Here is a 20,469-nt window from a genome sequence, read left to right as displayed (position 1 = left end):
CTAGCCTCCAATCACACCTGAAATATCCTTGGTCTTCTTAAAGACACAGGCATTCCACTCCCCTTGAATCATGTGGGTTTCAAGGAAAAATCCAGCTGACTCAGCCGACTCGCGCACCATGTCCCACTTGTCCTTGATAATGCCACTCATGATGAGGTAGCCTTCATCCTTGACCAAGCGATAAGCATCCTCTGTCAGATGAATGAGAATATCCGCTAAGATATTAGCCACGATGACATCTGCTTCAATCTCCACACCCTTGAGCAAATCTCCAGCAGCAACGTGGATGTTTTCCATGCCAGTGTTGAGCTCAATATTTTCTTGAGCCACCCGAACCGCCACATCATCCAGGTCGTAAGCGAAAATTTCCTTGGCACCCAGAAGAGAGCTAGCAATGGAGAGGACACCTGAACCAGTTCCCACATCTAAAACCGTTTCACCACCACGAAGAACCTGCTCCAAGGCAAAAAGGCTCATCTTGGTCGTTGGATGCGTTCCAGTCCCAAAGGCCATACCAGGATCCAGTTTGATAATCTTTTCTCCCGCAGTCGCCTCATAGTCCGTCCAAGACGGCACAATGGTCAAGTCATGAGTAATGCGAGCTGGTTCATAGTATTTCTTCCAGTTGTCAGCCCAGTCTTCCTCAGCCAAGGCAGTCGTGCCCATCTTGACCTCTCCTAGATCCATAAAGTCTGTCAATTCTGCTAAATGAGCCTGCAAATCTGCCTCAACCACTGCTACATCAACCGTATCAGGATAGTAGGCGGTCACTACGATTTCTTCTTGTTGCTCAACCTCTGGGAAGATCTCACCGAAGCGATCCACATTTCCCACATAGTCCATGCTGTCTTCGATCGCAACACCTTGAGCACCTAGCTCAATCAAGAGATTGGAAACCAACTCCTCTCCCTCACGCTTGACTGTAACTTTTAACTCTTGCCATGTTTCCATTTTATTCTCCTTAACAACCCATCATTTCTTCTAATTCTTTTAAGGTCTTACCGTTTTTATCTTTCCAGTCCATTCGTCCATTGGTATTCATTCCTATAACAAAAGCTGCTGCATAAGAAGGACTAGAGAAAAGTTGTTTCTCCTGTAAAATGCCATCTTTGATTACATTTGTATCAATTAATTCTTTACGAAGTTTTTGTAGACTAGATGGGATTACGTTGGAATCTATCAACTCTATTTGACTGCCCTCCAAAACTACAAAACCTTCCGAAGTACGTTCACAACATGCTTCTATTACTTTATTAGATTTCTTAGATTTTCGTTTTAAGTATAAATAAGTTAACTGATCATTAGATAAGTCTTTCTCCGATATCTTTGTCATAGGAACGAACACTCGATATCCTAAGGTTCCTACAATCATCAAGGTGTTTTCAACAACCTCGTCCAACTCTGATTGCTTCTCTTCCGTTACATTCCCAGAATTTGGCTCATTCCCGTTTTTCACAATATATCGCCCAGATTCTTTAGCTAGCTGAGTAAATTTATTTTCCAGATAGCTAATTTCTGTCGGACCAAAGGAATTATTCTGCGTCGTCAAAATAATGACATCATTAAAATAATCTGCGTGATTATCACGAGTATGTTCCTGCACACGAAAAAGGACTCCCTCTCCATTCTTGCGATTCGTTGCCTGCCCGATGTAGGTAACATCCTTTTGCTTATCCTCATCACGTCCAAATAGGAAATAAATCCCACTTTGCTTCATTTCGTCACGAGATTTTAAATCAGCCAATTGAATACGAGGAATTTTATAAATCACCCCTGTCCAATTTGACAAAGTACACTTGATTTTTCCAGTCACTTTACCATCCATAAGAAACATGTTGATATTTTTACTACGATTTGACATCTATCTTACTTCCTTAATATAATCCCTCACCCTATCCTGCAACTGAGGCACAACCTTATCTGAGCCAAGAAACTCCTCAATGCTCATCAGTTTATAGCCCTGTCCTTCATCGCCAAAGGTGATCTTGTCAAACTGTTCCTGCGTTAACTTGCCAACTAGAAAGACCGACTCTTTCCCCTCAAAAAGCATACTGGGATAAACCTTACTCCAAAGCAGACAATCCTCAGTCAGATGAATTCCTAGTTCTTCGTAAACTTCACGCGCCACGCACTCAAAGGGACTTTCATCACCCTCTCGTCCGCCACCTGGCAATTCCCAGGTATTAGGGTATGGAATGTTTGACTTATCATCCCGCAAGATAGTTAAAATTTTATCATCACAAAAGAGGGCAATTTTGCAACCTGTAAAATCAGAAATTTCTATTTCCATGTTAGACTCCTAATATCTCGGATAAGGATAAAACTCTCCTTCTTCCAAGCCTGCTTTTCCTTCTTCAAAGACTTCTTGGTTCCATTCCATGACGAACTCTTCTGCTTCTGGGTCTTCCAAAAAGTCCATGAGGGCATCCAGCCCAACCTCGGCAGTATCTTTAAGGAAAAGGGCAAAATAAGCTAAAAACTCACGTGAAAAACCTTTTTTAGGCAGGTAAGGGATGACAGTCAGATAGTCTTCTTCATTGACGGTTGACTTGGCAGGATTGTAAAAGAGTACCGCTTCCTCAAAGAGGATATCGTCTGACGAAACCTCTCCGTCTTCATCCACCATCTCCACACCTGCAGCATTTTGCGCTTCCAACAGAAAACTCACTTCAACCGCGTGGTTGCGCTTGTCCCAACTAATCTCAAAGTCAAAGGGAAAATTCTTCTCCAACTCTTCCTCTAAAACATCTAAAAATCCATATGTTGCCATTTTGTCCTCTTTCTATGCGACTCTTTAATCGCCCCGATTACTCGGAAATGTGCTAAAATAGATACTACCATCTTACCACATATACATCAGAAAATCCACGTTAGAAAGGACTGCTATGCCAGACAATCTCGCGCTTCGCATGCGCCCTAAAACCATCGACCAGGTCATCGGCCAGGAGCATCTGGTCGGACAAGGAAAAATCATCCGTCGCATGGTGGAAGCCAACCGCCTGTCTTCCATGATTCTATATGGACCTCCGGGAATCGGCAAGACCAGTATTGCCTCTGCCATCGCAGGGACGACCAAGTATGCCTTTCGAACTTTCAATGCGACAGTTGATAGTAAAAAACGACTGCAAGAAATCGCCGAAGAGGCGAAATTTTCTGGTGGCCTCGTCCTATTACTAGACGAAATCCATCGTCTTGACAAGACCAAGCAAGACTTTCTTCTTCCACTCTTGGAAAGTGGACTGGTCATCATGATTGGCGCTACGACTGAAAATCCTTTCTTCTCTGTCACTCCTGCCATTCGTAGCCGTGTTCAAATTTTTGAGTTGGAACCTCTGTCTAACCAAGACGTCAAAGAGGCCCTGCAGATAGCTCTAAGTAACCCTGAGCGTGGTTTTGATTTTCCAGTAGAACTAGATGAGGATGCGCTGGATTTCATTGCTACCTCTACAAACGGAGACCTTCGCTCTGCCTTCAACTCACTGGATTTGGCAGTTCTTTCTACCCCTGAGAATGACAAGGGCATTCGCCATATCACCCTAGACATCATGGAAAATAGCCTGCAGCGGAGCTACATTACCATGGATAAGGACGGAGATGGCCACTATGATGTTCTCTCAGCCCTGCAAAAGTCTATCCGTGGCTCAGATGTGGATGCTAGTCTTCACTATGCTGCCCGCTTGATTGAGGCTGGTGATTTGCCAAGTCTCGCTCGTCGTTTGACTGTTATCGCTTATGAAGATATCGGTTTGGCCAATCCTGAAGCTCAGATTCACACCGTGACTGCTCTGGATGCTGCACAAAGGATTGGTTTCCCAGAAGCCCGCATTCTCATTGCCAATGTCGTGATTGATTTGGCCCTTTCTCCAAAATCCAACTCAGCCTATGTAGCTATGGATAAGGCGCTTGCCGACCTCAAAACATCAGGGCACTTGCCTATTCCGCGACACCTGCGTGATGGGCACTACAGTGGAAGCAAGGAACTGGGGAATGCCCAAGACTATCTCTATCCACACAACTATCCTGGAAATTGGGTCAAGCAAGACTATCTACCAGAAAAAATCCGTAATCATCACTATTTCCAAGCAGAAGATACTGGTAAATATGAACGGGCTTTGGCTCAAAGAAAGGAAGCTATCGACCGTTTGCGAAAAATCTGAAATCCTTTTCAAAAAATTGCACTTTCCTCTTGATTTTTTTTGAAAAAGTGGTATCATATAAACATAGAAACGCTGTGGTGTACGACTTCACACTTAAGTGTTGACCGACTATTTTTTGTATTATTAGGGAAACAAAAGTCTTCTAACAGCATGTAGGCCGTCTCACACGGAAACAGCTTCAGTTAGAGCGAGTTGCCCACCTGCTTAATTGCGCGGGTTCAATACAAACCGTGAAGTTTCGGCACCAATACAGCTTTTTCTTTGCCTCCTTAGCTCAGCTGGCAGAGCAGCGGACTCTTAATCCGTGGGTCACAGGTTCGATCCCTGTAGGGGGCATCTAAATACAACAGGAAAAAGCCTTGTAAATCAAGGCTTTTTTTGCTTGTCTATAACTGATTTACCCCATCATTTGTCCCACATTTTAAATCTATCTTTTCTTTTTGAATCAAATTACATCTTTACAAATAGTGTAAAGCCAGTTACTTTTGCTTTGATGCCATACAATATTTTCATGTAGAGAAGACAAATTTTATCTTCTCTTTTTATTTTCAAAATAATAAAAACTGATTTTCTTTTCATAAATCAGACTGAAACTTCCAAATTTTCCATTTTGTTTATTGACATTTCCTCTAAAAAGGTGTATAATATTTTTATTATCAAACTATACCATACTATATAGGGGGTATTGAAATGAAATTTTCTAATCGTTTACTGCTATTCCTTGCAGGAGTTGTTTTTGTCCTTTTAGGACTTTTCCTATTTACAAACCCAGTAGCTAATCTTGTTGCTTACAGCTGGTGGATTGCATTTGGTTTACTGGTTTCTTCTATAGCAGCTATTTTAGGCTATTTCTCTGTACCAAAAGAGCTTCGCTCACCAGCTCATCTTTTCCAAGGGATTGTTAATCTTCTCTTAGCTCTTTACCTCGTTGCCTATGGCTTTGTGACGCTACCAGTTGTCATTCCAACTATTTTAGGAATTTGGTTAATTGTAGAAGCCATTATAGCTTTCTTTAAAGGCAATCGTCTGGGATTGATTTTCCCTATTATTGGCAACCATATCATGTGGATAGCGTTGCTTGCATTTTTACTAGGTCTAGTGATTTTGTTCAATCCAGTAGCTACAAGTGTCTTTGTCGTTTATGTCGTTGCCTTTGCATTTTTAATTGTTGGTTTCACCTATATCCTTGATGCCTTTCGTAAATAATCTAGCTGCCATTTTGGGCATATTAAAATAGCTGGGAAGTTACATTCTCAGCTTTTTCTGTTGCCTCCTTAGCTCAGTTGGTAGAGCAGTAGACTCTTAAGCTATGGGGCGCAGGTTCGAGCCCTGCAGGGGGCACATCTAAATCAACAGAAATAAGCCTTGAAACCAAGGCTTTTTTTAACGTCTAATAGCTTTTTGTAGAAAAGTATTTAAAAATAAAAGAGAAGAGAATCTCTCACTCTCTTCTCAGTATATCTTATTAAATTTAGTTTTTCTTAATCTACCTGATTTTCCTTTGCAACGACAAATTCCTTAATCAATCGATAGATAACAGCAAATATCGGTGTAAAGAATATCATTCCAAGCAGTCCGAAAAGATTCCCTCCGATACTAGCTGCTGCAAGTGTGAAAAGAGCTGGCAAACCAATAGACTGACCTACAACTTTTGGATAAATAAGGTTTCCTTCAATCAGCTGTATAACTTGATATAGAAGAAGAGAAAGTAAGGCTTGAGTAGGACTCACTGTGAAGATAAAAATCGCTCCCACAACACAAGCAATCATAGGCCCTACATAAGGAATGAACGATAGCACTCCTGCAAAGATACCTGTCATTACTCCATAGGGTATCCCAAACATGCTGTAACCAACCGCTATCATAACTCCTATGATAACTGCTTCAATCAGCTGACTCATCAAAAATTGGTCATAAGTCTCTAGTGCTACTTGTCCAATGTAAGTCAACTTTATCACCACCTTCTCTGGAAGAAAAACTTTTAGAAGTCGACTCGTCATCGCTGCCAAATGTTCCTTACTGGATAAAAATAAAAAGGTGAAGACTATAATCAAAAAGGCATTCATCAAACTTGAAAAAATATTGCCGATATTACTAGTCAGACCTGATAAAAAACCTATCAAAGCTTGGCTAATAGAACTAGATTGTCCCTGTATGCCTGATACGATAGTTGACAACATGTCTTTGGTTACAAATTCCGAGCTGCCTAGCAATTTCCCAAGTTGAGTAAGGACTGTTGAAAGGACTGTTCCCAGCTGACTAATAGTCTGAGCTAGGGTTGGCAGCACCAAAACCAAAAGAGCAATCACGATTAAGATAAGAGCTAGGAAAACAAGTACCATGGCAATCGGACGACGCAACTCTGCCTTTACCTTCAATTTAACTAAGTACTGTTCAATTTTTTTCATAGGAACATTAAGCACAAAAGCAATAACAGCACCATAAATCAAGGTTGATATTACATCAAAGAGAGAGATTGCTCCTGATATAAAGCTCGATGCATTCAGAATTACAAGAGCAACCAGCCCTATAAAAAGTATTAACGGGGTGTATTTTTTTACTAAGTTCATAAATTCTCCTTAATAAACATGTTTAGATACGACTATACTATTTGGTTTTTCAAACTCTCGATTAAGGTAGGCTTGGTAAGTTCCTGGAGCGATAAATCCTTTGGGTGAGAGGATATCGGTGCCAGCCTGACCGACTATGGTATCAGCCAAGAGCACACAGTTTGTAGATAAGACAAAGTAGGATTTAAACTTAGATTTGATAAATTTATAAAGTTCCCCATCTGTCTCATGTCTGATTTTATAAGCGTAGGTGTAGTCTTCCTTACCATCTTCCGTTTTAATTTTATCTGCGCTTGGCTCCCAAGGAATCGTTAGTTGTTTTAATTCAGCTAATTTTTCCTGAACCGCTTCTTCCATTTCCGGTGTCAAATCTATTCCGTAACCAAATAGCGTTTTTTGACTCTCACGTTTACATAGGTCAATGTACTTGTCACGATCACAGAAATATAAGACACCATCTCCTACCATGCCAAATAAGGTCTCAGAAGACGGATCATAGTTGCCATAAGAAATAACACGGCCTTGATAGCAGATATCCACATGACCAATTGCCGAAAACAGAGAGGTCTCAGCTGTATGAACAAAAATTTCAAGCTCCGCTGTCTTACCAGACTTCACCATTCCAAGATGGATATCCTCTCTCTCATCAGCATTTTCCTGCATGAATTTGTTGATTTTTGCTAAAGTACTTGCAGGGATGAGAGCGGCTAGGACAATAGGTAAGCTCATTCTTACACGACGTTTGAGATGGTTTTTCCCAATTTCCTCCTCAAACAAGAAACCATCACGGATATTGGACACACCATAAAGGAAAAAATAAGCCCCTAATACAAAGAGTTGAAAGACAGAATTTCCTGTAGAGGACAAAAGACTAGTCCCACCAAGAAAAACTAGTACGAGTCCATCTAGTAAGAGACGAAAACGAGGTCGAATTTTGTTTTTGCGGTAGAGAACATAGGTGACAAGGTTAATACTAGCATGAAAAATCTGATAAACTCCAATCACAAGAGCCAGAACATAAATCGGTATATCAGTCGCAAGATTAGAACCTAGCAAATATCCCAGCACTAACAATTTAACCAGCGCAACTCCCAAGGTGTCCGTTGACTGACTTTTTTTTAAAATACGTAATACTAAATCTACGACCGTTGCTATCCAAGCTAAAAACAGAACCAGGCGAATAACTGTTACTGGCAACCAAGTCCCCGTGACCATCAAGATGAGACCTAGCAGAACAAACAAGAACCCCTGAGCAAGTAATTTCTTACCTGTCAGACCTAAAGATAGAATTTTCGCCATATAAAAACCTTTCAACAATAAAAATTAAACACTCCGATTAAACTGACTAGTAAATAGCCAACACTACAAACAGCCTGTGCCAGCAACATATGGTGACTAGAAATGACTGTAATAATGTCACCATCTTGTCTTATGCACTTCTAAAATTTGTTATATTGATTAGAAACCAGAGCTTATAAAAACTAGCTAAACTCGAGAGATAGACACAATTGCGACGAAAAAATGTATAACCAATTCAACTTGTTAAGGTAAGAAAGCATTATTTCCAATCTATTAATTATTCATCTATTACCTATTATGACACAATATTCCCTATAGTTCAACTTTTTACTTGTTTTTATATTACACGGACTAAAAAGTTTTCAACAGTTGATTGCATGTGTTTTAATAAGTTTTAACCTTTCTTGGTTAGATAAAAAAAGAACCATACAGTTTAGAATCTGTATGGTTTTTGCCCCACTTTTGTCCCATTTTTAAATCATGACATTGAAAATACCTAAAATCACTTATATTTCAATATTTTTAATTGCTCTCAATATGAAAGTCCTTTCCAAATCCCTGTAGGGGGCATCTAAATCAACAGGAAAAAGCCTTGGAATCAAGGCTTTTTTGTGTAGTCTTAGCACTAAAAAACGATAGAAAAAACACCCCTTCTGAACTGCACCCCAAAAGTTAGACAGAAAAAACCTAACTTTTGTGGCGCAGTTCATTCGCGTCACATGAAGTTATTTAAGCATCTCCTTTTTTTTTTTTACCATTTTCTGTTATAATAAATTGTACTTCTAAAATAGAAAGGTCTTAAGATGACAACTCTTATTAAACATAAACGTGTAGAATTTTCAGAACTTTTTTATGACTTAGTTTTTGTTTTTGCAATTTCAAAAGTAACTACTTTAATTGACCATCTTCATAACGGTATTTTGACTTGGAATTCTTTCCTTGATTTTCTCATTGCTACTTTGTTTCTCATCGATTCCTGGATGATTCAAACCGATTATACCAATCGCTATGGAAAGAACTCTTTATTTAACATAGTAATCATGTTTATCAAAATGGGAATTTTACTCTTTATAGCCAATATGATTGGACCTGATTGGCAACAATATTTTCATTATCTCTGTTGGGCTATTGGTACATTAACCCTTACCTTATTTTTTCAATATTTGGTTGAATTTTTTAGAAAATCAACCGATGATGCTAATCGGGAAAGTATCAAAGGTTTTCTATGGATAACAGGTCTAGGAAGTTTAGGAGTCTATCTAACAGCTCTTCTTCCTATTTACCTTAGAGTCTATATCTTATTTGTTAGTATTCTGCTAACATTTATTATGCCAAGTATCTTGCTTAATAAAGATAAGCATTACCAGGTAAATCTCCCCCATTTAATCGAGCGCATCTCCCTTCTTGTCATTATTATGTTTGGAGAGATGATTACGGAGCTAGCTAACTTCTTTACAATCGAGAATTTCTCGATTTATTCGGTTCTTTATTTCATTATTATGATTTCTCTGTTCTTGTTTTATTTTGGTCAATTCGACCATGCTATTGATGAAAAATCTAATCAAAAGGGGCTATTTCTAATTTACAGTCACTATCCTATTTTCATTGGGCTTATGATGATGACTGTATCGATGAGTTTTCTTCTGAATCCTGAAGCTAATCGTCTCTTTGCAACCAGCTTCTCTTATATCGGATTTGGCCTCTTTCAAGCTGCTGTCCTAGTAAATGGGCCCCATAACAAACACTATCTTCGCTATTCGAAAAGTTACTACTGTGTCCAAGCTACACTCTATCTGGCTGCCTTGATTCTCTCTTTAATCTTTGCTTCTAATCCTATAATAGTAGTAAGTATTACAACCATTTTAGCTCTAGCTATAGCTATTCATTCTATTTATTTTTATATGACACAGACTAAAAAACATTCCACACCTTACTGGGAGTTGTTTTAATGAGTTTATAACATAAAAAAAGCCTTGACTTCAAGGCCTTTTTGCTTTCTATCTAAACTTTTTCATAAGGTATTTTCGTACAGGTGCTTCAACTATTTGAACGATTTCAAATCCTTCTTTTTGATAGAGATGCTGGGCTGCTTGATTTGCTTCGAAGACATTTAAAGAAATAGTATCTATGTCTTCATTTTCAAAGACCAAACTAACAAATTTCCTTAAAGCCTGGCTACCTAAGCCTTGCCCCTGTTTCTGGGGGTTGATAAAAAATCTTCCAATATGAAGATTGCTGTCTTCTTGCCTGATTTTCTGGATAAGCCCCACAAACTCTTGTCCTTCAAAGATTGAAAAGATTCCTTCCAAATCTTGCAAAACTTGAATTGTCAAGGGAAAAGGAATCATTGTTCCCATCCATTGTTCTTGAAAGGATTTGCCAAGGAAGTTGGACCATTGGCATACGAGCTGAGCGTTTTCTGTACTCACCTTTTCTTCAAAACGAATTATCATCTTTGCCTCACCATCTTATCTATGTTTCTTTATTATACTACTTCTTCTATTTTTTACGAATAGATAAGTATGATTGATCTTTATTTTTTTCTTGTCGGGAACATTCTCGCTTCCTTTCTAGGTTTGGTCATTGACCGTTTCCCTGACCAATCCATTATTCGACCAGCTAGCCACTGCAATTCCTGTCAGACTCGCTTGCGTCCGCTAGATTTGATTCCTATCCTTTCGCAGGTCTTCAATCGCTTTCGCTGTCGCTACTGCAAGATTCGCTATCCATTCTGGTATGCTCTCTTTGAACTCGGCTTAGGGCTTGTCTTTCTGGCTTGGTCTTGGGGCTGTATTTCCATAGGACAAGTCATCCTCATCACTGCTGGCTTGACCTTGGGTATCTACGACTTTCGCCATCAGGAATATCCCCTACTGGTCTGGCTGACTTTTCACCTAATCATCCTGGCTTTCTGTGGTTGGAATCTGGTCATGGTCTTCTTTCTTGCCCTTGGAATTTTGGCGCATTTTATCGATATTCGCATGGGTGCAGGGGATTTTCTCTTTCTGGCTTCTTGTGCTCTCGTCTTTAGTGTGACCGAACTACTCATCTTGATTCAGTTCGCTTCTGCAACAGGAATTCTAGCCTTTCTCCTGAAAAAGAAAAAGGAAAGACTTCCTTTCGTGCCTTTCCTCTTACTTGCTGCTTGCATGATTATTTTTGGTAAGCTACTGCTTGTTTGATAAAGTCCTCAATTGGCTCTCCTTGGTGGAGAGCTTTTACGATTTTTGAACCGACGATAACGCCATCTGACACTGCATTGAAACGTTCTACATCAGCTTGACTAGAAACACCAAAACCTGTCAAGACTGGGATGTCAGCTACTTGATGCAATTGTGCCAAGTGCTTGTCCAAGTCTGCACGGTAATTGCCTGACTTCCCTGTCACCCCATTAATGGCAACGGCATAGACGAAGCCTTCTGCCCCTGCAATCAACTCTTTTTGACGCTCAAGTCCTGTTGTCAAACTAACTAGGGGAATCAAGGCGATGTCTGTGTCTGCCAAAAATGGTTCTACAAAGTTAGCATGTTCATGAGGCAGGTCTGGGATAATCAAACCCTTAACTGCTGTATCTGCCAAATCTTTGACAAATTTCTCAACACCGTACTGAAAGAGGGGGTTGAAGTAGGTCATGATGACCAGTGGAACCTCTGTTTGAATGGTTTTCAAGGTTTCAACCAAAGCCTGGGTAGAAGTCCCGTGGGCTAGACTGCGCAAACCTGCTTCTTCGATAACAGGCCCATCTGCAACAGGATCTGAAAAGGGAATGCCCACTTCAATTGCAGAGACACCCAAATCTTCTAAAAAGTGGATTGTTTCTCCTAGTCCATCCAAACCTTTCTCATGGTCTCCAGCCATGATATAGGGAACGAAAATTCCTTTTCCAGTTGCTTTAATAGCTTTCAATTTTTCTGTTAATGTCTTAGGCATGAGCTTCTCCCTTCTTTGCTACTTCTGCTTCCAAGCGGTCTTTAACTTGAACTACATCCTTGTCGCCACGACCTGATAGACAGACAATCATGGACTTGTCTGGTCCAAGTTCTTTGGCTAATTTCACCGCAAAGGCGATAGCATGGCTAGATTCCAAGGCTGGGATAATCCCTTCCACACGAGACAAGAGTTGGAATCCTTCCAAGGCTTCCTCGTCTGTCACAGGAACATAGCTGGCACGTTTGATATCGTGGTAGTGGGAATGTTCTGGACCGATACCAGGATAGTCCAAACCTGCTGAGATAGAAAAGGTTTCAAGAATTTGGCCATGAGCATCTTGGAGTACATCCATAAGGGAACCATGAAGGACACCTGGACGACCCTTGGTCAAGGTAGCTGCGTGGTGCTCTGTATCCACACCAAGTCCTGCTGCTTCAGCTCCATACATAGCTACAGACTCATCTTCTACAAAGGGATGGAAGAGCCCGATGGCATTAGAACCACCACCAACACAGGCTACTAGGGCATCTGGCAGATCTTGTCCTGTCAAGTCGCGGTACTGTTGTTTAGCTTCTCGACCGATAACACTTTGGAAGTCACGAACGATTTCTGGGAAAGGATGAGGCCCCAAGGCAGAACCTAGGATATAGTGGGTATCATCGATATTTGCCACCCATGAACGAAGGGCTGCATTGACCGCATCCTTAAGCACGCGCGAACCATCTGTCACCGCCTCGACCTTGGCTCCCAAAAGCTCCATACGGAACACATTGAGGGCTTGGCGTTTAACATCTTCCTCACCCATGTAGATGGTACATTCCATGTTAAAGAGGGCTGCAGCTGTTGCAGTTGCCACACCGTGCTGACCAGCACCTGTTTCAGCGATAATTTTCTTTTTGCCCATGCGTTTAGCCAGAAGAACTTGTCCCAAGGCATTGTTAATCTTGTGAGCCCCTGTATGGTTGAGGTCTTCCCGTTTGAGGTAAATCTTGGCTCCACCAATATGCTGGGTCAAGTTTTTTGCGTAGTAAAGGGGAGTTTCACGTCCTACATACTGGCGCAAAAGTTGGTTTAATTCCTCTTGGAAACTTGGGTCTGCCTGACTTTCACGATAAGCCTTCTCCAGCTCCAAAACTGCTGTCATCAATGTTTCTGGGACAAAACGTCCGCCGAATTTTCCATAAAATCCATCTTTATTTGGTTCTTGATATGCCATGCTTTACCCTCTCTATAAATCTTCTAATCTTTTCATGATCTTTTTGTCCATCCGTCTCCACTCCACTTGATACATCTACTGCATAGGGAGTAAAATGTTGAATTGCTTTTACTACATTATCTTCATTAAGCCCACCTGCGATAAAGAAGGGCTGAGCTAGTCCCGTCGTATCTAGTTGACCCCAGTCAAAGGTCTGGCCACTCCCTGCCACAGGGGCATCAAAGAGTAGATAGTCTGCCCGAGAATTGGGGACATGACCATCTCCATCCACCTGCACCGCCTGAATGCTGGCACAAGGCAAATCCTCAAACAAATCATTCCCTACCTGACCATGAACTTGAATCAAGTCCAAGCCAACTTTTTCAATCGCTTCTAGCAGTTGAGCTCGACTTGGTGAAACAAATACACCAACCTTTTTAACAGTAGCAGGAGTAGTCTTTGCCAGCTCAGCAGCCTGTTCTAAGGTCACCTGTCTCTTACTAGGTGCGAAGACAAAACCGATGTAGTCTGCTCCTGCTGACACAGCTGTTTCCACCGCTTCTTTGGTTGATAATCCGCAAATTTTAACCTTTGTCAATCTGTAACTCCTTGATTCTCTGGGCTATATCTTCTGCCTGCATGAGAGCTGTCCCAACTAAAATTCCGTTAAAGTATGGTGCTACTCGTTCCGCATCCTGCCCTGTGAAAATAGCAGATTCAGAAATGTACAAGCAATCATCCTTGAAGTATTGTGCCAAGTCTACACTGGTCTGCAAGTCGACTTCAAAGGTTGTCAAATTGCGATTGTTAACACCGATAATTTGAGCTCCAAGGCGGTGAGCAACTTCCAGTTCAGCAAGATTATGAGTTTCCACCAAGACTTCCAGACCAAGCTCTGTCGCATAGTCATAAAGTTCCTTGAGACGTTTTTCTGACAAGGCAGCCACGATGAGCAAGATAACTGTCGCACCAGCATTGCGAGCACGGACGATTTGCTTTTCATCGATGATAAAGTCCTTGTTGAGCGTCGGAATGTTTACCTGACTGGAAATCTCCCGCAGATAATCCAAATGCCCTTTAAAGAAAACCTCATCTGTCAAAATCGAAATCATCACTGCGCCGTTTGCTTCATAAGTCTGGGCCTGTTGCACAATATCTACATCGAGATTGATATCTCCCAGACTAGGGCTAGCTTTCTTGACTTCTGCAATCACCTGCAAGCGTTCCTGATGATTCTTCAAAAATGTTGCTAATCGATAGGTCTGGCGCAAGGGTTGGATTTGCTCCAGCTCCATCTGCTCGACCTCACGCGCCTTCTGCTCCAAGATTCGTGCTAAAAACTCCTGACTCATTTTTGGTACTCCTGTAACAGTCTAAGTTTTTCAAGGGCCTTGCCACTGACAATCACTTGACGGGCCAAGGCAACTCCTTCCTTGATACTAGCTACCTTACCATTAGCATAGAAACCAAGACCAGCATTTAAAACTGTAGTTTCCAAGAATGGGCTTGGTTCGTTTTTCAGAACGCTGAGCAAAATTTCTGCATTTTCCTGAGCGTTTCCTCCTCGAATGTCCTCAATTGCAATGCGTTCCATTCCCAAATCCTCTGGAGTGAAGCTTGACAAGGTGATTTCGCCATTTTCAAGAAGAGCAATATTGGTTGTTCCATTCAAACCAGCTTCATCCAGTCCTTCTGGTCCAGCAACCACAATGGCACGTTTGCGACCCATATTTTTCAAAACCTGAGCTGTACTTTCTAGAAGTTCTGGACGACTAATCCCAAGAAGCTGTGTTTCCAAGGCCATTGGATGAATCAGGGGACCAGTCAAGTTCATGATAGTTGGAATTCCTAATTCCAAACGAGCTGGCATGATGTATTTCATGGCTGGGTGCATATTTTTGGCAAAGAGAAAGACGATTCCAGTTTTATCAAAGACCTTACCTAGTTCAGCTGGTTTGAGGTCTAGGTTGATTCCCAAGGTTTGAAGGACGTCTGCCGAACCAGATTTAGAAGAAATCGAGCGGTTACCGTGTTTGGCCATGTGAATACCACCACCAGCCAAGACAAAGGCTGCAGTTGTGGAAATGTTAAAACTGAAAGACTTATCTCCACCTGTACCACAGTTGTCCATAGCATCATGAATTTCAGTTGGAATGTGTTGGGCATGTCCTCTCATGACTTGGGCAATAGCTGTACGTTCTTCAGGTGTTTCTCCCTTCATCTTAAGGGCCAAGAGGAGAGAAGCAATCTGCGCTTCTGTTACACGTCCAGTTACGATACGTTCGATGACATCCGTCATTTCCACACCTGATAAATTTTCAAATTTTGCTAATTTTTCAATAATCTCTTTCATATAGACAACCTCACTTTACAACCCTATCGATAAAATTCCGAATAGAAGACAAGCCATCTGGCGTTCCTATACTCTCTGGATGGTACTGGAAACCATAAATTGGTAGGTTTTTGTGTTGAATACCCATGATGGCTTGGTCATCAGTCGAACGAGCTGTCACTTCAAAGTCTTCAGGCATTTCTTCAATCAAGATACTGTGGTAACGCATGACCGGATGACCATCCTCGATTCCTTGATACAGAACAGATGGCGCTTCAAAGTTGATATGGCTCTGTTTCCCATGCATGACTTTGGGAGCCAAACCTAGTTTACCGCCAAAAACTTCTGCGATAGCTTGATGACCCAAACAAATCCCAAGAATTGGCTTCTTGCCAGCAAAGTCACGAATCATGTCCTCCATCTTACCAGCATCAACTGGCCAACCGGGACCAGGAGAAAAGACCAGACCATCTGCTTTTTCAGCTTCTTCATACAACTTGGGATCGTCATTTCTCAAGACCTGAACTTCTGCGAAATTCCCAATGTATTGGGCCAAGTTATAGGTAAAAGAATCATAGTTGTCAATCAATAAAATCATGGTCTTAGTTCTCCAATTCTAGTCATAGATTTTGCTTTGTTAATGGTTTCTTGGTATTCGTTTTGGGCGATGGAGTCGTAGACAATCCCTGCCCCAGCCTGTACATAGGCTCTTTGATTTTTAAGAATCATGGTTCGGATGGCAATAGCCAAATCCATATCACCCGTCGCAGACAAGTAGCCGATTGCTCCTGCGTACACGCCCCGTTTTTCCGTTTCCAGTTCATAGATGCGTCTCATAGCCCGAATCTTTGGTGCTCCAGAAACGGTTCCAGCAGGAAGTGTTGATTTCAAGGCATCCATGGCAGTAAGTTCTGGAAGCAAACGCCCTTTGACCACGCTGGTCAAATGCATGACATAGCGGAAGAACTCCACTTCCATATACTTGGTGACTTGGACACTTGCCGTTTCAGAGATGCGGCCAATATCGTTACGTCCCAAGTCTACCAACATCCGATGTTCTGCCGTTTCCTTCTCATCTGAGAGGAGGTCTGTCGCCATAACCTTGTCTTCTTCATCCGTGGCCCCTCTTGGTCGCGTCCCTGCAATCGGATTGGTTGTCACGATGCCATTTTTGACAGAAACCAAACTTTCTGGACTGGCACCGATGATTTGATAATCCCCAAAATCATAGAAATAGAGGTAATTAGATGGATTGGTCACGCGGAGATTTCTGTAGAAGTCAAATGGATTTCCAGTAATCTCTGCTGAGAAACGTTGACTGAGCACGCATTGGAACATATCACCATTACGAATCAAGTCACGAACCCTTTCCACCATTTCCTCAAACTTCTGAGGAGCAATGTGCGGTTTGAAGTCCAGCGGAGATAAATCCAAATCTTCAAATTCATTTGGAGCAGGGATGCGTAATTCCTCAAGCACTTGATTCAAGGCTTTTTCCAAGTCTTCTTGACCGCGCTCACTATAGAGAGCATCCTCGATGACATGGATTTTTTCCTTCTTGTGGTCAAAGACCATGTAGCTCTCATAGACGAAGAAATGCATGTCTGGAGTCCCAATTGCATCCTCAGGGATTTGACCAATTTCTTCATAAAGCGAAATCATATCGTAACCAACAAAACCAATAGCTCCTCCACCAAAAGGTAGGTCTGAATGGTGCTGGCTCTTATGAGTCACTTCATAAAGGAAATCCAAGGGATCACGATCAATCACTTGCCCATTTTGATAAAGAACTCCATTTTCAAACTGAATCTCAAAAACAGGATTATAGGCTAGGATAGAAAAACGAGCTTTTTCCTTGTCTCTCGGAATACTTTCTAAAATAACCTTGTGTTGCCCCTTTAGGCGCATATAAGCCAAGATTGGCGATAAAACATCTCCATGAATGATTCGTTCCATTGTAATTTCCCTTTCGATTCTAATTCTAGTTCGTGGCGACTGTATAAAAAATCCCCACGCAAAATAACTTGCGTGAGGACGAAATTCGCGGTGCCACCTCAATTATAGGATTGTTCCTATCTCTCATTCCTGTCTCAGAACTTTCCTATAACAGGCTGTGCAATAAAGGGCACTCCCTTGAGAATTATGTTTTCTTCTCTCGTTTCAGATGGACCCAACCTTACAGCTTTCTCTGCTTGTTTCCAGCAACCACAAGCTCTCTGTGAGAGAAAAGACTGTAATTTTTCCATCTGTCAGTTTTTAGCATCTAGGTAGTCTGCAATCGCAGCTACGTCCTTGTCTCCACGACCAGAGACATTGATGATGATAATCTCATCTTTACTTAGTTTCGGTGCACGTTTGATCGCTTCTGCGATGGCGTGCGAACTTTCGATCGCTGGGATAATTCCTTCTGTCTTGCTGAGAAGGAGCAAGGCTTGTACAGCTTCTTCGTCTGTCGCTGCTACGTATTCCACGCGACCTGAATCTTTAAAGTAGGCGTGTTCTGGGCCAACCCCTGGATAGTCCAAACCAGCTGAGATAGAGTAAACTGGCGCCAGCTCTCCATCTTCCTTAAAGACTGCATAGGTCTTCATACCGTCGACAATTCCGACACTACCTTTTGTCATAGTGGCTGCGTGCTTGTCTGTGTCAAGTCCGTGACCGGCAGCTTCGACCCCAACCAATTTGACTTCTTCATCAGCCACATACTGTGAAAAAGCACCGATGGCATTAGAACCACCACCTACACAGGCAATGACGTAGTCTGTTAACCGGCCTTCTTTTTCCAAGATTTGACGGCGAGATTCTTCACTGATGACCTTTTGGAATTCATGAACAATGGTAGGATAAGGATGAGGTCCTACAGCAGATCCCAAAACGTAGAAGGCTTCAAGGTCATTCATCCATGCTCCAAAGGCTGCATCGACCGCATCCTTAAGAGTTCGTGTCCCTGTTTCAACTGCGTGAACGGTCGCTCCCATCATCTCCATACGGAAAACATTAAGACGTTGACGTTCCACATCCTCTGCCCCCATATAAACATCACAGGCCATACCAAACTTAGCTGCAGCTGCTGCTGTCGCAACACCGTGCTGACCAGCTCCTGTTTCTGCAATCACTCGTTTTTTGCCCATACGTTTGGCAAGAAGAATTTGTCCTAAAACATTGTTGAGCTTGTGAGAACCAAGGTGATTAAGGTCCTCGCGCTTGAGATAAATCTTAGCCCCACCTAAGTGATCTGTTAAACTTTCCGCAAAATAGAGTGGTGTTTCGCGACCTGAATAATCCTTCAAGTAATGGCGAAATTCTGCCAAAAACTCTGGATCATCCTTGTACTTGTCAAATGTCACTTCCAACTCATCCAACAAAGCCTGAATTGGCTCTGGTACAAAACTACCACCAAATTGTCCAAAATAACCTTTAGTTGTCATAAAATTTTCCTCTTTCTGTATTGATTTTAAGATATGAAAAAAGCCCACACACAGAAAACAATCTGTGTGAGGGCGTTGGTAACGCGGTGCCACCTCAATTATAAAGGGACTATCCCCCTTTACATCTCTGCCTTGTCTAACAACAAGTTGCACTGTAAGGTGTGCGCACCGAATTTTCATTGTTTCAAATTCATTTTTTAAATCAGCCCACTTTCACTACTTTCAACCACCTGTTCACAATCACCACAGGCTCCCTGAAGATCAAAAATAACTACTTTTCTGATTTATTGAGATTATTATATGTTATTGTTCTATCTTTGTCAAGATTTTTTTACTGAACCGACAATTTCTTCAGAAATTCTTACCAAAGTTTCAATGATATAGTCTACTTCTTCATCGCTTAATTTAGTGTGAAGAGGGAGCGTAATTTCATTTTCAAAGAAGTCATAGGCTCTTGGATAATCAGCCATATCAAAACCAAGATTCTTATAGGCTGTCAAAAGAGGAAGTGGTTTGTAGTGAACATTGCTTGCAATTCCTGCTTTGGCCAATTCTTGGATGATAAGATTACGTTCTTCTAAACTTGCTCCTTCTACATGGGTGATATAGAGGTGGCGTGAAGATTCAACAGTATCAGTCTTGTGTGCCAATGGACGGATGCGAGAACCTGCAAAACCTCGATCGTAGCGGTCCACGATGTCCTTACGACGTTGTAGCAAAGCTGGGTAACGATCCAATTGTACCAAACCAATCGAAGCCATGATATCCGTCATGTTGCACTTGTAGGCTGGTGTAACGATATCGTATTCCCATGAGCCTAGTTGCATCTTGGCAAGAGCGTCTTTGGTTTGACCATGAAGGGAAAGAATTTGGAATTCCTTATACATCTCTTCATCGTCAATAGCTGGATTGGCTTTCCAAGTGGCGCTTCCACCTTCAGCAGTTGTAAAGTTCTTAACGGCATGGAATGAGAAGGAAGTAAAGTCAGCGATAGAACCAGCTGGTTGCCCTTTATAAGTAGATCCCAAAGCATGGGCACTATCAGAGACAATCACAATACGGTTAAAGGCCTTTTGCCACTTGCTAGCAGCTGTAAAGAGATCACGTTTTTTCTCCACAACTTGGAACAAACGGTCATAGTCACAAACAATCCCTGCAAGGTCTACTGGGATGATCACCTTAGTCTTTTCAGTGATGGCTTGCTCAAGAAGGTCATAGTCCATCTCAAACGTATCTGCTTGAATATCCACCATGACAGGTGTCGCTCCCACGTGAGTGATGACACTACATGAAGCTGTATAGGTCATGGCTGGAACAATGACTTCATCTCCAGGTCCCACTTCCAAAACACGTAAAATCAACTCAAGAGCGGCTGTCGCAGAGTTGAGGCAGACAGTCTTAGGTGTCTGTGTGTATTGGGACAAGCGACGCTCCAGTTCTTTTGTCTTAGGACCTGTTGTGATCCAACCAGAACGTAGGGTATCCGCTACTTCAGCAATTTCTGCTTCTGTAATATCGGGCGGTGAAAATGGAATATTGTAATTTGGCATTGATTTGC

General features: G+C 41.8%; 20 protein-coding genes and 2 tRNA genes. 6 read left to right on the top strand and 16 right to left on the bottom strand.

Features of this window, described 5'->3' with window-relative positions:
- The 4 genes from prmA to HT680_RS01610 are packed head-to-tail and all read right to left on the bottom strand — an operon-like array spanning position 1 to position 2,770.
- The gene (gene prmA, locus HT680_RS01625) at positions 1–951 is read right to left on the bottom strand and encodes a 50S ribosomal protein L11 methyltransferase (RefSeq protein ID WP_173257759.1); all 951 of its coding nucleotides are present in this window, start codon (positions 949–951) and stop codon (positions 1–3) included.
- 10 nt (positions 952–961) lie between these two features.
- Positions 962–1,861, bottom strand: coding sequence for a GIY-YIG nuclease family protein (locus tag HT680_RS01620; protein WP_173257757.1), 900 nt, complete (start codon positions 1,859–1,861; stop codon positions 962–964).
- Positions 1,862–2,290, bottom strand: a complete 429-nt coding sequence (locus HT680_RS01615) for an NUDIX hydrolase (protein ID WP_173257755.1) — start codon at positions 2,288–2,290, stop codon at positions 1,862–1,864.
- Between the two features lie 9 nt (positions 2,291–2,299).
- Complete coding sequence (locus HT680_RS01610; RefSeq protein ID WP_000257121.1) at positions 2,300–2,770, bottom strand: DUF3013 family protein; 471 nt, start codon at positions 2,768–2,770, stop codon at positions 2,300–2,302.
- A gap of 115 nt (positions 2,771–2,885) precedes the next feature.
- On the opposite strand from HT680_RS01610, the gene HT680_RS01605 reads away from it, so the two are divergent.
- From HT680_RS01605 to HT680_RS01590, 4 genes are all read left to right on the top strand, one after another.
- Positions 2,886–4,157 carry a replication-associated recombination protein A gene (locus HT680_RS01605; RefSeq protein ID WP_033684837.1) on the top strand — a complete coding sequence of 424 codons (1,272 nt, stop codon included), beginning with the start codon at positions 2,886–2,888 and terminating at the stop codon, positions 4,155–4,157.
- A gap of 263 nt (positions 4,158–4,420) precedes the next feature.
- Positions 4,421–4,493: transfer RNA gene (locus tag HT680_RS01600), tRNA-Lys, on the top strand.
- A 354-nt stretch (positions 4,494–4,847) separates the two neighbouring features.
- Positions 4,848–5,363: a DUF308 domain-containing protein gene (locus HT680_RS01595; protein WP_000672739.1), complete on the top strand. Its 516-nt coding sequence runs from the start codon at positions 4,848–4,850 to the stop codon at positions 5,361–5,363.
- A 62-nt stretch (positions 5,364–5,425) separates the two neighbouring features.
- Positions 5,426–5,498: transfer RNA gene (locus HT680_RS01590), tRNA-Lys, on the top strand.
- 140 nt (positions 5,499–5,638) lie between these two features.
- Here HT680_RS01590 and HT680_RS01585 read toward each other — a convergent pair.
- Together HT680_RS01585 and HT680_RS01580 are read right to left on the bottom strand one after the other, a co-directional pair.
- Entirely contained in the window at positions 5,639–6,727 is a 1,089-nt protein-coding gene (locus tag HT680_RS01585) for an AI-2E family transporter (RefSeq protein ID WP_173257753.1), read from the bottom strand.
- A 9-nt stretch (positions 6,728–6,736) separates the two neighbouring features.
- Positions 6,737–8,026, bottom strand: coding sequence for a DUF308 domain-containing protein (locus HT680_RS01580; RefSeq protein ID WP_173257751.1), 1,290 nt, complete (start codon positions 8,024–8,026; stop codon positions 6,737–6,739).
- A gap of 803 nt (positions 8,027–8,829) precedes the next feature.
- On the opposite strand from HT680_RS01580, the gene HT680_RS01575 reads away from it, so the two are divergent.
- Positions 8,830–9,975, top strand: a complete 1,146-nt coding sequence (locus HT680_RS01575) for a low temperature requirement protein A (protein WP_173257749.1) — start codon at positions 8,830–8,832, stop codon at positions 9,973–9,975.
- A gap of 48 nt (positions 9,976–10,023) precedes the next feature.
- Here the strand turns inward: HT680_RS01575 and HT680_RS01570 are convergent, their stop codons facing one another.
- Positions 10,024–10,479 carry a GNAT family N-acetyltransferase gene (locus tag HT680_RS01570; RefSeq protein ID WP_173257748.1) on the bottom strand — a complete coding sequence of 152 codons (456 nt, stop codon included), beginning with the start codon at positions 10,477–10,479 and terminating at the stop codon, positions 10,024–10,026.
- A 69-nt stretch (positions 10,480–10,548) separates the two neighbouring features.
- Between HT680_RS01570 and HT680_RS01565 the strand changes: the two genes are divergently transcribed.
- Positions 10,549–11,208: an A24 family peptidase gene (locus tag HT680_RS01565; RefSeq protein ID WP_173257745.1), complete on the top strand. Its 660-nt coding sequence runs from the start codon at positions 10,549–10,551 to the stop codon at positions 11,206–11,208.
- Here the strand turns inward: HT680_RS01565 and trpA are convergent.
- From trpA to HT680_RS01520, 9 genes are all read right to left on the bottom strand, one after another.
- A complete protein-coding gene (gene trpA, locus HT680_RS01560; protein ID WP_173257743.1) occupies positions 11,180–11,956 on the bottom strand; it encodes a tryptophan synthase subunit alpha in 777 nt (258 codons plus the stop codon). The two genes, HT680_RS01565 and trpA, sit on opposite strands and share 29 nt — an antisense overlap.
- On the bottom strand, positions 11,949–13,172 hold the full coding sequence (trpB, locus tag HT680_RS01555; protein WP_173257741.1) for a tryptophan synthase subunit beta: 1,224 nt from the start codon (positions 13,170–13,172) through the stop codon (positions 11,949–11,951). The genes trpA and trpB (HT680_RS01555) overlap by 8 nt, the downstream gene beginning before the upstream one ends.
- Positions 13,150–13,749, bottom strand: a complete 600-nt coding sequence (locus tag HT680_RS01550; RefSeq protein ID WP_173257739.1) for a phosphoribosylanthranilate isomerase — start codon at positions 13,747–13,749, stop codon at positions 13,150–13,152. The genes trpB (HT680_RS01555) and HT680_RS01550 overlap by 23 nt, the downstream gene beginning before the upstream one ends.
- Positions 13,736–14,503, bottom strand: a complete 768-nt coding sequence (gene trpC, locus HT680_RS01545) for an indole-3-glycerol phosphate synthase TrpC (protein ID WP_138100689.1) — start codon at positions 14,501–14,503, stop codon at positions 13,736–13,738. Before trpC ends, HT680_RS01550 begins: the two co-directional genes overlap by 14 nt.
- Positions 14,500–15,504, bottom strand: a complete 1,005-nt coding sequence (gene trpD, locus HT680_RS01540) for an anthranilate phosphoribosyltransferase (protein ID WP_138100690.1) — start codon at positions 15,502–15,504, stop codon at positions 14,500–14,502. Before trpD ends, trpC begins: the two co-directional genes overlap by 4 nt.
- A gap of 10 nt (positions 15,505–15,514) precedes the next feature.
- On the bottom strand, positions 15,515–16,081 hold the full coding sequence (locus tag HT680_RS01535; RefSeq protein WP_138100691.1) for an aminodeoxychorismate/anthranilate synthase component II: 567 nt from the start codon (positions 16,079–16,081) through the stop codon (positions 15,515–15,517).
- Positions 16,078–17,439, bottom strand: coding sequence for an anthranilate synthase component I (gene trpE / locus HT680_RS01530; RefSeq protein WP_173257737.1), 1,362 nt, complete (start codon positions 17,437–17,439; stop codon positions 16,078–16,080). The genes HT680_RS01535 and trpE overlap by 4 nt, the downstream gene beginning before the upstream one ends.
- A 293-nt stretch (positions 17,440–17,732) precedes the next feature.
- Complete coding sequence (trpB, locus tag HT680_RS01525) at positions 17,733–18,911, bottom strand: tryptophan synthase subunit beta (RefSeq protein ID WP_173257735.1); 1,179 nt, start codon at positions 18,909–18,911, stop codon at positions 17,733–17,735.
- 320 nt (positions 18,912–19,231) lie between these two features.
- Complete coding sequence (locus tag HT680_RS01520) at positions 19,232–20,461, bottom strand: DegT/DnrJ/EryC1/StrS aminotransferase family protein (RefSeq protein WP_173257733.1); 1,230 nt, start codon at positions 20,459–20,461, stop codon at positions 19,232–19,234.
- Positions 20,462–20,469: the final 8 nt, after the last annotated feature.

This window comes from Streptococcus sp. 5905, from assembly GCF_013276505.1.
GTDB lineage: Bacteria > Bacillota > Bacilli > Lactobacillales > Streptococcaceae > Streptococcus.
Note: the sequence above shows the minus strand (reverse complement) of the source record. Positions and strands in the feature narration are given on the sequence as shown.